This is a genomic window from Vibrio sp., from assembly GCF_048266485.1.
Taxonomy (GTDB): domain Bacteria; phylum Pseudomonadota; class Gammaproteobacteria; order Enterobacterales; family Vibrionaceae; genus Vibrio.
Map to the genome: position 1 here is coordinate 229047 of NZ_JBLWZK010000002.1, position 12706 is coordinate 241752.

Sequence of the window (12706 nt, forward strand, 5' to 3'; positions counted from 1 at the left end):
ATGATGTTATGGCTTGGTGCTATTGCGAGTGTCAATGCTAATTCTTTAAATAGTATTCGAGTTTGGCCTTCACCTCATGACACTCGTGTGGTGATGGACATGGGTAGTGAAGCCAAATTTAGCTATTTTACCTTAAGTGGACCAGATCGTTTGGTTCTGGATTTAAAACAAACACAGTTAAAAACTAAGCTACCGATTATGATTAAAGATAGTCCGGTATTAACTAAAATTCGTCATAGTACACCAACTGAGCCATCAAGTTATCGTTTAGTGTTTGAATTGAAATCAGCGCAAAAACCAGAAATATTTACTTTAGCACCAACGGCAGATGGTCAATATGGGCATAGGTTAGTAGTAGACTTTAAGCATGAAGAAACGGCTTCGACATCATCAAATGCGACTGCTGCGAAAAGTACCCCTCAAAAAACATCCGCTCTAGCGGTTACAACGCGCGCCATTCCACCCTCTAAAATTGTAGTGGCGATTGACCCTGGACATGGTGGTGAAGATCCTGGCTCTATTGGGCCGACTCGTAAATATGAAAAGCATGTCACATTAGCGATTGCGAAAAAAGTAGTGGCTAAACTGAATTCAACATCCAATATTCATGCAATCTTAACTCGTACTGGTGATTATTACGTTAACTTGAATAAGCGTTCGGAAATTGCCCGTAAAAATAAATCGCTACTATTGGTTTCGATTCACGCTGATAGCTATACGTCGGCAGGGCCACGTGGTGCTTCCGTATTCGTATTAAGTACTCGTCGTGCGAATACTGAAATTGGTCGTTGGGTAGTAAAAAAAGAAGAACAATCTGAGCTTTTAGGTGGTGGTGGTGTTTTACTGTCTAAAAACAGCAATGATAAAAACGTTAGCCAAACAGTATTAGATTTGCAGTTTAGTCATTCGCAAACTGAAGGGAATAAACTTGCACTGAAAATGATCCAAGAATTAAGACAAGTGACACGTATGCACACATCTAAGCCTGTTTATGCTAGCCTTGCCGTATTGAAGTCTCCAGATATTCCATCAATATTAGTTGAGACGGGCTTTATGTCTAATCCACAGGAAGAGAAATTATTAGTTCAAAATTACCACCAAAATAAATTAGCCGGTGCAATTTCCAATGCGGTTATTGAGTATTTTAAAGCCAATCCACCGGAAGGCATGATTGTGGTAAATCAATCATCAGGTTCGACACATAAAGTGAAAAGTGGTGAGTCTCTTTCAGTGATTGCCCATAATTATGGCACCACAACAGCAAACCTGATGAAGTGGAACAACTTAAAAAGTTCAACGGTATTTGTTGGCCAAGAGTTGAAAGTTGCTTCATCAGGAGCCACATCTAATAATGGTTCAACGGCTTCTCGTCGTACTAGTCATACCACCGTGACTCATGTGGTAAAAAGTGGTGATTACCTAGGTAAAATTGCGGAACAATATTCAGTATCGGTGAATAGCATTAAGCAACAGAACAACTTGCGATCCAATACTTTAAAAATTGGCCAAAAATTACAAATCAGTGTCCCTGTGAAAAATACGATCTACCAAGTAAGAAGTGGCGACTTTTTAGGTAAGATCGCTGACAAATATGGCGTTAGTATTTCTGATATTCGCAAAGCTAATGATTTGAGATCCGACAGCCTAGCAGTAGGTCAGAAGCTGACGATACCTCAATCTTAAGCTTGCTCTTAATTTCAATCGATTAAATGGTGCAGTAGCGTTATGGCGATAAAAATTTTACCCGCTCGATTAGCCAACCAAATTGCGGCAGGTGAAGTAGTTGAACGCCCTGCATCGGTGGTTAAAGAGCTGGTTGAAAATAGTATCGACTCCGGTGCGACGCGCATTGATGTTGATATTGAAAAGGGTGGCAGCAAGCTGATTCGAGTGCGCGATAACGGCTCGGGTATTGAAAAAGATGAACTAGGCTTGGCACTCAGTCGTCATGCTACCTCGAAAATTCATTCTCTTGATGATCTTGAAGCTATTCTTAGCCTAGGCTTTCGAGGCGAAGCGTTGGCCAGTATCAGCTCGGTTTCGCGTTTAACCTTAACGTCTCGTACTGCAACACAAACTGAAGCATGGGCTGCGTATGCGGAAGGTCGAGATATGGCGGTGCAATTAACCCCTGCTGCCCACCCGATTGGAACCACAGTTGAAGTGGTCGATCTCTTTTTTAATACGCCTGCACGCCGCAAATTTCTACGAACCGAAAAGACCGAATTTTCTCATATTGATGAACTACTTAAACGTATTGCATTGAGCTGTTTTTCGATTTCCATTACTTTGCGCCATAATGGCAAAGTCATACGTCAATATCGCTCAGCTAAAACCGATCTACAAATTGAAAAACGAGTGGCTGCGGTATGCGGTAATCACTTTATGGATCATGCGGTTGCGATTGAACTTAATCATGATGATTTAAGGCTTAAAGGCTGGATCACCACACCGGATGGTGCACGTAATCAAAGTGACCTTCAGTATTGTTATGTTAATAGCAGAATGATGCGTGATAAGTTAATTAATCATGCTATCCGCCAAAGTTATGAAAATGCACTGCGCCCCGAGCAATTCGCGACTTATGTGTTGTTTATTGAAGTCGATCCACATCATGTCGATGTTAATGTTCATCCCGCTAAGCATGAAGTACGCTTTCACCATGCTCGCTTAGTTCATGACTTTATTTACCAAGCATTAAGTGATGCATTGGCGCAAAGTATTGAGTTAGTTAAACCATCGATATCTAAATCGGCGTACGCAACTGAACCCGTTGGAGGTGATGATTACTCGATTCGAGAGTCAGCACCAGTCCATCAACCTCAGCATACGAGCTCTAAGCATCGTGTTAGTACTCAAGCGTGGGAATCATCTCGTGTTTCATCGGGGCACTCTCAATCGTCTTCCGCTGTGTCTTATCCAAGCTCGCGCCTGTCATCCATAGTCCAGAAAAAGCAAACCGATGCTTATCGTGCTTTATTTGAGCCTTTGACAAATGTTGCTGACGAGGAGCAAGGTTTTATGGAGCAGGGTGTTATCTCTGTTTCTCAACCTTCCGAGGAAAAGCATGAGAGCTCAAAAATTAATATCACCGACCTAGGTAAAGCATTAACGGTGATCCAAGATGTTTATTTATTGATGCAAAATGCGCAAGGTTGTCATTTGGTTGATTTAAATAAAGCAGAAGCGCTGCGGGTTCAAGGTCAGTTTAATTTTGTCGATGGGGATAAGTTGAAAGCTCAGCCTTTATTGATCCCTTTAAATATACCAATGTCGGCTGAAGATATTGAAACGTTAACGACTTATCAGAATCTATTATTCACTCTTGGAATTGAATTAACAGCGAAAGGGAAAAACAGTGTAATGGTGATGGGCGTACCACAACCATTACGTCAGCAAAATTTACAGCAATTAATACCCGACCTATTGATCGAGTTACAAAAAGAACAAAATGTTGAACTCCCCTTGATCACTCAATGGCTCACAAGCAAGATTGTGGTAGCAAAACCAAAATATAGGCTTTCTGAAGCGATTCAGTTAGTCGCAGAACTCGAACAAACCTGGGGTGTTTATTTACCTTATCATCAATATAACTGGATCCAACCTGTGAATTTTTCTCAATCAATAGCGGCGCTGCAATCATGAAACAACCATTACCACTCGCATTATTTTTAATGGGTCCAACCGCATCGGGTAAGACGGATCTAGCGATTCGTTTAAGACAAAAATATCCGGTTGAGATAATCAGTGTTGATTCTGCGTTAATTTATAAAGGCATGGATATTGGTACTGCCAAGCCTGATGCACAAGAGTTAGCACTTGCACCGCATCGGTTGATCGATATTCTCGATCCGAGTGAAGCCTATTCGGCCGCGGATTTTCGTCGTGATGCGTTGCAGCAGATGGATGAAATCGTCTCTCAAGGTAAAATTCCATTGTTGGTTGGCGGGACGATGCTGTACTACAAAGCTTTACTTGAAGGGTTATCACCATTACCCGCTGCCGATCCGGACATTCGCCAACAAATTGAACAAGAAGCCAATGAAAAAGGTTGGGATGTAATGCATCAACAGCTAAGTCAAATTGATCCTGTTTCTGCTTTACGTATTCATCCTAACGATCCGCAACGTTTGTCTCGTGCATTAGAAGTGTTTCGTATCTCAGGTAAAAGCTTAACCGAATTGACGGAACAAAAGGGAGAAGCATTGCATTATCAAGTGAAGCAGTTTGCCATTATGCCAAAAGAGCGAGTGGAGCTTCACCGCCGGATTGAGCTGAGATTTGAAAAAATGATGGCAGCTGGCTTTGAAAATGAGGTGAAAGCTTTGCGTGCCAGAGGTGATCTACATCTTGATCTTCCTTCAATTCGTTGTGTAGGTTATCGACAAGTGTGGGAATATTTAGATGGCAATGGTACATTGGATGAAGCCATTTTCCGTGGCGTGTGTGCCACTCGTCAATTGGCTAAGCGACAAATTACTTGGTTACGCAGTTGGAATGACTTAACTTGGTTAGATAGTGAAGATATTGAAGCGGGAGTTAAAGCTATTTCTGCCGAAATTGATCATTATTCACATGGATAGCTTTATTAATCAAATTGTAAGTAAATTCTGATTGATGCAGTATCTTAAATGAGTTTGAGTATATACTGTAATTGCTCATACTCTTTGTATTTATGCTCTTTGTACTTAGTACTTTGCGTATGTGTTAAAAGCGACGTCAAGGTTGAAATCGCTATATAGTACCAATCGCAATAAGTAACGGTTCACCTTAGCTTGTTAAAAAAACTCGCTAACTACGTTATAAAATTTGTATGTAGAACTACTACTAACAGAAATTTTATGCCTTGTTATCAAGCTTTTTTTCTGCGCTAATGAGACCATGTACTTATATTGATTGGTATAAAGAAACTTTAGCAGTCGGGTGAATTCATCCGTTAATGCATGACTTATCCGTTTATGCTGAGAAACCAGCAATATAGGTAAGAATTGGCACTGCTTTTTGTGTAAGTAAGCACTTTTGATTTTCTATGCTAAGTCCCATTTTGGAACTTAGGAAAAAAGAGAAAGTCAACTAAAAATAAAATAAACAACAAATATAAGGAATATAAAATGGCTAAGGGGCAATCTTTACAAGATCCGTTCTTAAATGCGTTACGTCGCGAGCGTATCCCTGTATCAATCTATCTCGTGAATGGCATTAAATTACAAGGCCAAATTGAGTCATTTGATCAATTTGTGATCTTATTGAAAAATACGGTAAACCAAATGGTTTATAAGCATGCAATTTCTACCGTCGTTCCTGCTCGTGCGGTTAGTCATCATACGGCTGAGCGTCCACAAGGTGAGCGTGCGGAACGTCCTCAACAAGAGAATTCTGAAGATTAATATCTATCTAATTTTGAACTATCAATTATTAAGGAGCGAGCTGCTTGTTTGACCGTTATGAAGCCGGTGAGCAGGCTGTACTTGTTCATATCAACTTCACACAAGAAGGTGAGTGGGAAGATCTCAGCGAGTTTGAAATGCTGGTATCTTCCGCTGGCGTCACATCGCTACAAGTTGTAACAGGTAGCCGCCAATCTCCGCATACAAAATACTATGTTGGAACCGGTAAAGCTCAAGAAATCGCGGATACAGTTAAGGCTTTAGGCGCTGAAATTGTCATTTTCAATCATGCACTAAGTCCAGCTCAAGAGCGGAACTTAGAATATTTGTGTCAATGCCGTGTGTTGGATCGTACCGGATTAATTCTCGATATTTTCGCCCAACGAGCTCGAACCCATGAAGGTAAATTGCAAGTAGAGTTGGCACAGTTACGTCATCTTTCTACTCGCTTGATTCGTGGTTGGACGCACTTGGAGCGTCAAAAAGGTGGTATTGGTTTAAGAGGGCCGGGTGAAACTCAGCTTGAAACCGATAGACGATTACTGCGTGAGCGTATTAAGGCGATTTTACGTCGTTTAGCGAAAGTGGCTAAGCAACGTGAGCAAGGACGTAAAGCGCGTCAACGTGCAGAAATTCCAACTATCTCATTAGTAGGTTATACCAATGCGGGGAAATCTACCTTATTTAACCGTATTACCGAAGCTGGGGTTTATGCCGCAGACCAATTGTTTGCAACGCTAGATCCGACCTTGCGTAAGATCGAGTTAGAAGATGTTGGTGGGGCAATATTAGCGGATACCGTTGGTTTTATTCGCCACCTTCCACATGATTTAGTCGCTGCATTTAAAGCTACATTGCAAGAAACGCAAGAAGCTGACATTTTGTTACATGTTGTGGATGCAAGTGATGACCGTTTTCGTGAGAATATTCATGCGGTAAACGAAGTTCTTGAAGAGATCGATGCTCATGAGGTTCCATCGCTATTAGTGATGAACAAGATTGATAGCATGGACGATCAAAAACCAAGAATCGACCGTGATGATGAAGGTAGACCTCGCACTGTGTGGGTGTCAGCGATGGAAGGGCAAGGTATCGATTTGCTATTCTCTGGGCTGACAGAACGTCTAGCAACTCAAATTGTTCAATATCAATTGTGTATTCCTCCTATGAACCAGGGGAGAGTTCGGAGCCTGTTTTTCCAATTGAATGCAATTCAAGCGGAAGAGTATGATGAACAAGGCAATTTATTGATTGATATTAGAATGCAACAAGTTGATTGGTTAAGATTAGTGAAAAGAGAAGGGGCAGTAATGAGTGACTTTATCGTCACAGACATCACTGCTACAGTATGATATCAATTATTACGAGACAGATTGATATAACGTCATATCTATACGATGGAGCTTTCTAATGGCGTGGAATGAGCCTGGAAATAATAACGACAATAACGGCCGCGATAATGACCCTTGGGGTAAGAACAATAATCGTGGCGGTCGTGAACAAGGTCCACCTGATTTGGATGAGGTGTTTAATAAACTCAGCCAAAAGTTAGGCGGAAAATTTGGTAAGAAAGGAGGTGGTAAAGGGCCTTCTTTTGGTGGTGGCGGTGCAATAGGCTTTGGTGCCATTGCTATTATTGCCATTTTAATTTGGGTGTTCTCTGGTTTCTACACTATCGGTGAAGCAGAAAGAGGCGTGGTTTTACGCTTAGGTAAATATGAGCGTATGGTTGACCCTGGTCTAAACTGGCGTCCTCGCTTTATTGATGAAGTTACTGCGGTAAACGTACAAGCGATTCGTTCTTTACGTGCATCTGGTTTGATGCTGACCAAAGATGAAAATGTAGTGACCGTTGAAATGGGCGTTCAATATCGCGTATCAGATCCCTATAAATATTTGTACCGTGTGACGAATGCTGATGATAGCTTACGTCAAGCAACTGATTCAGCACTACGTGCGGTTATCGGTGATTCATTAATGGATAGTATTTTGACTAGTGGTCGTCAGGCGATTCGTCAAGAAACAGAAAAAACTTTAAACCAAATTATCGATAAGTACGATATGGGCTTAACGGTTATTGATGTGAACTTCCAATCATCTCGCCCTCCTGAGCAAGTAAAAGATGCATTTGATGATGCTATTGCCGCTCGAGAAGATGAAGAGCGTTTCATTCGCGAAGCAGAAGCTTATAAAAATGAAATTTTACCGAAAGCAACGGGTCGAGCTGAACGTTTGAAGAAAGAAGCGCAAGGTTATACCGAACGCACGGTAAATGAAGCATTAGGTCAAGTTGCTCAGTTTGAGAAATTACTTCCTGAATATAATGCAGCACCAGGTGTCACTCGTGATCGTTTGTACTTAGATTCAATGGAGAAGATTTATTCTCATAGTTCGAAAGTGCTCATTGACTCTGACTCATCTGGCAATATGTTATACCTGCCAATTGATAAGTTGATTTCAGAATCTAAACAAAACAACAGTTCAACTCGTGCTAAAGATAAAACGCAACCAACCTATGATGGTATTCAGTTGGATCCACAAAATAGCAGTGGATCTCAAGATTCGGGCACTAACTCAACATCTACACGTCAAGGGAGATTCTAAGCATGCGTAAGTTAATTATCCCTTTAGTCGCGATTTTAATCGTCGTTTCGTTAATGTCGGTGTTCGTGATCCCAGAAGGCGAGCGTGGCATTGTGATCCGTTTTGGTCGTGTGCTTAAAGATACCAATGAGATCTCTAAGATTTATCCACCAGGGTTACACATTAAAATGCCTTTCTTTGATAGTGTGAAAACATTAGATGCGCGTATCCAAACCATGGATGGCCGTTCTGATCGTTTCGTCACTTCAGAGAAAAAAGACGTTATCATTGATACTTATGTGAAGTGGAAAATCAGTGATTTTGGTCAATATTACCTTGCTACTGGAGGGGGGAATACCTTAACCGCTGAAACATTACTTGAACGTAAAGTGACAGATGTACTTCGTTCTGAAATTGGTTCGCGTGAAATTAAGCAAATTGTTTCTGGACCAAGCAGTGATATTGTTGCCGTAGATTCTATCGATGATAATGAAGTGCTGCCTGAATCAGCCAAAGAAGCACTTGAAATTGATGGTGAACGTGATCAAATTATGCAAGAAGTATTGGAAGATACTCGTGGTAGTGCGATGAAAGATTTGGGTGTTGAAGTGGTTGACTTCCGTATGAAGAAAATCAACTTACCTGATGAAATCAGTGAGTCTATTTACCGCCGTATGCGTGCAGAGCGTGAATCGGTTGCTCGTAAGCACCGTTCTCAAGGTCGTGAAAAGGCAGAGATCATTCGAGCTCAAGCTGAGTTAGAAGTAGCGACTATTCTTGCAGAAGCTGATAAGACAGCTCGTGTAACACGAGGTGATGCTGATGCAACTGCAGCGAATATTTACTCAAAAGCTTATAAACAATCACCTGAGTTTTATAGCTTCTTACGTTCATTGAAAGCGTATGAGAAGTCATTTAGCAACAAGAGTGACTTGTTAGTGCTTGATCCTAAGAGCGATTTCTTCAAATACATGAATGATAGCAATGGCCGAAAATAAGTTGATTGAACTTATTCGGCAGTAAGATTTGAAAGGCCCTTCGTGGGTCTTTCTTGTTTTTGGATATATAACAGTTTTTGGGGCATAAAAGAGAGGTTGAACATGACCGCATTGATGATCGCCATTGGTCTATTATTGATTTTTGAAGGGATGGGGCCGGCATTATTTCCAAAACAGTGGCGCGACATGGTGAGTCAAATGGCTCAGCAGCCTGAGCAGACATTAAAGCGTATTGGTGCGGGTCTGATTCTGGTTGGTGCTATTATTGTGTTATTGATGGTGAGTTAGTTTTTACGCTTCAATTTTGTAAAACCTAATATACAATATTTGTCGTAAAATTAATTTGCATAAAAAATCATCTAAAAAATGACTGCAAGATGGTACTAGGCTATGCTAGAATCCTTTTTTAACTAGCAAGCAGACTTAGAAAGATGGGAAATAACGTAGTCGTTCTGGGCACCCAATGGGGTGACGAAGGTAAAGGTAAAATCGTTGACCTTTTAACTGAAGATGCAAAATATGTGGTTCGCTATCAAGGTGGTCACAATGCAGGTCACACTCTAGTCATTGACGGTGAAAAAACCGTTCTTCACTTAATTCCATCAGGTATTCTACGCGAAAATGTAAAATGCATTATCGGTAATGGCGTAGTACTTTCACCTGACGCTTTATTAAAAGAAATGAAACCGCTTGAAGAGCGCGGCATTCCAGTTCGCGAACGCTTATACATTTCTGAAGCTTGTCCTCTAATTCTTCCTTATCATATTGCTTTAGACCAAGCTCGTGAATTAGCTCGTGGCAAAAAAGCAATTGGTACAACTGGCCGTGGTATCGGTCCAGCTTATGAAGATAAAGTTTCTCGTCGCGGTTTACGTGTGGGCGATTTGTTTGACATGGAAGCTTTCGCGCAAAAATTAAAAGAAGTGATGGAATATCATAACTTCCAACTAGTGAACTACTACAAAGTAGAAGAAGTGAGCTACGAAGAAGTGTTGGAGCAAGTAAAAGGCTATGCTGAATTACTGACTTCACTTGTGATTGATGTGACCGATGAGCTTGATTCTGCTCGTAAACGTGGTGATAAAATCATGTTTGAAGGCGCGCAAGGGACATTGCTTGATATCGACCACGGTACTTACCCTTACGTAACTTCTTCCAATACCACTGCTGGTGGTGTTGCTGCAGGTTCTGGTTTTGGCCCTCGTCACTTAGGTTACATCTTAGGTATCGCTAAAGCTTACTGTACTCGTGTTGGTTCAGGTCCATTTCCGACTGAACTATATGATGGTTTAGATAAGCAAGATCCGATTGGTAAACACTTAGGTACAGTGGGTAACGAATTCGGTGCAACTACTGGTCGTTTACGTCGTACTGGTTGGTTTGATGCTGTTGCTATGCGTCGTGCAATTCAAATTAACTCTTTATCTGGTTTCTGCCTAACTAAGCTTGATGTACTTGATGGTTTAAAAGAAATCAAAATCTGTACTAGCTACAAGATGGATGATGGTTCTACTGTTGAAGTGTCTCCAATGTCAGCAGATGATTTTGAAAGAGCGACACCAGTTTACGAAACCATGCCTGGTTGGTCTGAAAATACTTTCGGTGCTAAATCTATCGATGAGCTTCCTCAAGCAGCTCTTGATTATATCAAACGCATTGAAGAATTAACGGGTGTACCCGTTGATATTATTTCAACCGGTCCAGATCGTAATGAAACCATCATTAAGGTTCATCCATTTAATTCTTAATTTTGAATTAGACTGAGTTATAAAAAGCCGACTTCAGGGTCGGCTTTTTGTTGTCTGTAATTTAGGGTTTATTAGTCTTATACCAATCGCACTAATTATATGATCATTCTTGCTTGTTAAAAGCCTCGATAACTGCGTTATAAATTTTGATTGTAGAGCAACTAGTTATCGAAAATTTATGCCTTGTTCTCAAGGCTTTTTCCTTCGCAATTTTTGGTCACCTAATTAATTTGATTGGTATTACAGTACTTTATGAGGGCCAAAGCATTCGTAGTGAATGTTGGCTTCGGGGACTTGTTTTTCGATTAATTGTTTCGCAATAAATTGCATGAATTCAATTGGGCCACATAAGTAGAAATCAGTCGCTTGCCAGTCGATAGAATTAACTGTATTTAAATCCATAAACCCTTGTTGATCTTTGTACCAAGTCTGTTGAGTTAAATTTTCTTGTTGTTCAGCGTACTCGGTGACCTTTGTAGCAAAAGCATGTCGATCTGTATTATCTGCCGCATGTAACCAGTGAATATTGGCTTTATGTGCATCTTTAATGCTTTCTAAAATAGATAGCATTGGCGTTAACCCTACACCAGCTGAAATTAAGGCGACAGGCTTGTCACTTTCACTAGTAAAGAAGAAATCACCGGCAGGGGCTGCAAGCTGAACGGTATCGCCCACTTGGATTTCATTATGAATGTGATTAGAGGCCACACCTTGATCTTCTCTTTTTACCGAGATGCGGTAAGTCTTACCGTTTGGTGCATCTGACAAGCTATATTGGCGGATTTCTTGGTTCGCTAGTTTATCTGAGTTGAGATAGATAGCAATGTATTGTCCAGGTTTGTAACCAACAACGCTTTGGCCATCAGTAGGCTCAAAAACGAAGCTAGTGATCACATCGCTTTCCGGCGTTTTTTCAATGACTTTAAATTCACGAGTTCCACGCCAACCACCGATTTCTTGTTCGTTTTTTTTATAAATTTCTTCTTCTCGGTTGATGAATATTGTGGCGAGTAAGCCATAAGCTTCAGCCCAAGCATCGAGAACAGCTTGCCCTGGGTTCATTAGTTCATCAATTGTGGCCAGTAAGTGAGTACCAACAATATCGTATTGCTCGGCTGTGATGTTAAAGCTGGTATGTTTTTGGGCTATTTTTTCAACTACAGGTAATAAGACTTCAACATTATCGATGTTGGCAGCGTAACCATAAACTGCATTGAATAGAGCTTCACGCTGACGACCTGTATCTTGATGAGTTAGGTTAAATACATCTTTTAGTTCAGGGTGATGTTTGAACATACGATCATAAAAATGAGTCGTCATTGAAGGACCTGCTTCCGCAATAAGTGGAGCGGTAGACTTGACAATATCTATGGTTGATTGATTTAACATATTCGTACCTTTTTAAAGTTGTATTTTAAATGCATCTTTATTGTCATCTAAATGTATCATTCAGTCAATCTAATACTTATACTCAAGTGAATTCTGCATCTTGAAGTTACTTGGGTATATAATGTTGCAATTCGAAGTTGGGAGTAGATATGCAATTAACATCTTTTACTGATTATGGTTTGAGGTCATTACTTTATTTAGCCGTGTTACCTGAGGGGGAGCGTTCTAATATACAAGCAGTGAGTGAGCGATTCTCTATTCCCAAAAATCACTTAATTAAAATTATCAATAAACTTGCACAGCTTGGTTATATTCAAGCCACAAGAGGTAAGCATGGCGGTATTGTTTTAGGTAAACCGGCTGAACAGATTGTCGTCGGCCAAGTGGTTAGAGACTTAGAGCCATTGCAGTTAATTGATTGCTCTGAAAGTGCCTGTCACATTACATCAGCTTGTCGTTTAAAAGCGCAACTCGCTAAAGCAAAAGAAGCATTCTTGTCTCAACTTGATCAATGCACTTTGGCTGACTTGCTTGATAATAATGATGATCTGGTATTACTCCTTACTCCTGTGTGACACACGCTTGTCATTGTTATCTGCTT

The 12706-nt window shown here is 40.7% G+C and carries 11 protein-coding genes; 10 read left to right on the forward strand and 1 reads right to left on the reverse strand.

Annotated elements, in window-relative coordinates; all coding sequences use genetic code 11:
- The 9 genes from ACN0T8_RS05730 to ACN0T8_RS05770 all read left to right on the forward strand — a co-directional run bounded on the left by ACN0T8_RS05730 (nucleotide 1) and on the right by ACN0T8_RS05770 (nucleotide 10716).
- Nucleotides 1–1683 carry a LysM peptidoglycan-binding domain-containing protein gene (locus tag ACN0T8_RS05730; RefSeq protein WP_417879682.1) on the forward strand — a complete coding sequence of 561 codons (1683 nt, stop codon included), beginning with the start codon at nucleotides 1–3 and terminating at the stop codon, nucleotides 1681–1683.
- 42 nt (nucleotides 1684–1725) lie between these two features.
- Complete coding sequence (gene mutL, locus ACN0T8_RS05735; RefSeq protein ID WP_417879683.1) at nucleotides 1726–3645, forward strand: DNA mismatch repair endonuclease MutL; 1920 nt, start codon at nucleotides 1726–1728, stop codon at nucleotides 3643–3645.
- On the forward strand, nucleotides 3642–4583 hold the full coding sequence (miaA, locus tag ACN0T8_RS05740; protein WP_417879684.1) for a tRNA (adenosine(37)-N6)-dimethylallyltransferase MiaA: 942 nt from the start codon (nucleotides 3642–3644) through the stop codon (nucleotides 4581–4583). The genes mutL and miaA overlap by 4 nt, the downstream gene beginning before the upstream one ends.
- A 528-nt stretch (nucleotides 4584–5111) precedes the next feature.
- Nucleotides 5112–5387, forward strand: a complete 276-nt coding sequence (gene hfq, locus ACN0T8_RS05745; protein ID WP_287025172.1) for an RNA chaperone Hfq — start codon at nucleotides 5112–5114, stop codon at nucleotides 5385–5387.
- 44 nt (nucleotides 5388–5431) lie between these two features.
- The gene (gene hflX, locus ACN0T8_RS05750; protein WP_417879685.1) at nucleotides 5432–6739 is read left to right on the forward strand and encodes a ribosome rescue GTPase HflX; all 1308 of its coding nucleotides are present in this window, start codon (nucleotides 5432–5434) and stop codon (nucleotides 6737–6739) included.
- A gap of 58 nt (nucleotides 6740–6797) precedes the next feature.
- Entirely contained in the window at nucleotides 6798–7991 is a 1194-nt protein-coding gene (gene hflK, locus ACN0T8_RS05755) for an FtsH protease activity modulator HflK (protein WP_417879686.1), read from the forward strand.
- A gap of 2 nt (nucleotides 7992–7993) precedes the next feature.
- Nucleotides 7994–8968, forward strand: a complete 975-nt coding sequence (gene hflC, locus ACN0T8_RS05760; protein ID WP_417879687.1) for a protease modulator HflC — start codon at nucleotides 7994–7996, stop codon at nucleotides 8966–8968.
- Between the two features lie 102 nt (nucleotides 8969–9070).
- On the forward strand, nucleotides 9071–9256 hold the full coding sequence (locus ACN0T8_RS05765) for a DUF2065 domain-containing protein (RefSeq protein ID WP_417879688.1): 186 nt from the start codon (nucleotides 9071–9073) through the stop codon (nucleotides 9254–9256).
- Nucleotides 9257–9399: 143 nt separating this feature from the next.
- Nucleotides 9400–10716 carry an adenylosuccinate synthase gene (locus ACN0T8_RS05770; RefSeq protein ID WP_417879689.1) on the forward strand — a complete coding sequence of 439 codons (1317 nt, stop codon included), beginning with the start codon at nucleotides 9400–9402 and terminating at the stop codon, nucleotides 10714–10716.
- A 240-nt stretch (nucleotides 10717–10956) separates the two neighbouring features.
- On the opposite strand, the gene hmpA is transcribed toward ACN0T8_RS05770, so the two are convergent.
- Nucleotides 10957–12105: an NO-inducible flavohemoprotein gene (gene hmpA / locus ACN0T8_RS05775; protein ID WP_417879690.1), complete on the reverse strand. Its 1149-nt coding sequence runs from the start codon at nucleotides 12103–12105 to the stop codon at nucleotides 10957–10959.
- A gap of 149 nt (nucleotides 12106–12254) precedes the next feature.
- On the opposite strand from hmpA, the gene nsrR reads away from it, so the two are divergent.
- The gene (gene nsrR, locus ACN0T8_RS05780) at nucleotides 12255–12680 is read left to right on the forward strand and encodes a nitric oxide-sensing transcriptional repressor NsrR (protein WP_417879691.1); all 426 of its coding nucleotides are present in this window, start codon (nucleotides 12255–12257) and stop codon (nucleotides 12678–12680) included.
- Nucleotides 12681–12706: the final 26 nt, after the last annotated feature.

Bases quoted from the DNA above. Each gene is read 5' to 3' on its own strand.
- ACN0T8_RS05730 (WP_417879682.1), top strand. From the start codon at position 1: ATGATGTTATGGCTTGGTGCTATTGCGAGTGTCAATGCTAATTCTTTA.
- mutL (WP_417879683.1), top strand. From the start codon at position 1,726: ATGGCGATAAAAATTTTACCCGCTCGATTAGCCAACCAAATTGCGGCA.
- miaA (WP_417879684.1), top strand. From the start codon at position 3,642: ATGAAACAACCATTACCACTCGCATTATTTTTAATGGGTCCAACCGCA.
- hfq (WP_287025172.1), top strand. From the start codon at position 5,112: ATGGCTAAGGGGCAATCTTTACAAGATCCGTTCTTAAATGCGTTACGT.
- hflK (WP_417879686.1), top strand. From the start codon at position 6,798: ATGGCGTGGAATGAGCCTGGAAATAATAACGACAATAACGGCCGCGAT.
- hflC (WP_417879687.1), top strand. From the start codon at position 7,994: ATGCGTAAGTTAATTATCCCTTTAGTCGCGATTTTAATCGTCGTTTCG.
- ACN0T8_RS05765 (WP_417879688.1), top strand. From the start codon at position 9,071: ATGACCGCATTGATGATCGCCATTGGTCTATTATTGATTTTTGAAGGG.
- ACN0T8_RS05770 (WP_417879689.1), top strand. From the start codon at position 9,400: ATGGGAAATAACGTAGTCGTTCTGGGCACCCAATGGGGTGACGAAGGT.
- hmpA (WP_417879690.1), bottom strand. From the start codon at position 12,105: ATGTTAAATCAATCAACCATAGATATTGTCAAGTCTACCGCTCCACTT.
- nsrR (WP_417879691.1), top strand. From the start codon at position 12,255: ATGCAATTAACATCTTTTACTGATTATGGTTTGAGGTCATTACTTTAT.